This window comes from Dactylosporangium sucinum (assembly GCF_014647515.1).
GTDB lineage: Bacteria > Actinomycetota > Actinomycetes > Mycobacteriales > Micromonosporaceae > Dactylosporangium > Dactylosporangium sucinum.
Map to the genome: position 1 here is coordinate 279057 of NZ_BMPI01000003.1, position 278 is coordinate 279334.

Annotated in this window: 1 pseudogene; it reads left to right on the forward strand. The window is 70.9% G+C overall.

Annotation, left to right across the window (positions count from 1 at the left end):
- Positions 1-278, forward strand: a pseudogene (locus IEZ31_RS56065) (chitinase); the annotation flags it as partial.

Below are 278 nucleotides of genomic sequence, written 5' to 3' on the forward strand. Positions count from 1 at the left end.
GGCACCCTGCGCACCAGCGTCGCCGGCAACGTCCTCACCTACACCGACACCCAGCCGGACACGGCCACGGTGTCGTACTACGTGAAGGCCAAGGACGCCGCCGGCAACCAGTCGGCCAACAGCAACACGGTCACGCGCACCGGCACCGCGCCGGACACCCAGGCGCCGACGGCCCCGGGCAGCCTCGCGTACACCCAGCCGGCCAGCGGCCAGATCCGCCTGACGTGGAACGCCTCCACCGACAACGTGGGCGTCACGGGGTACGACATCTACGCCAA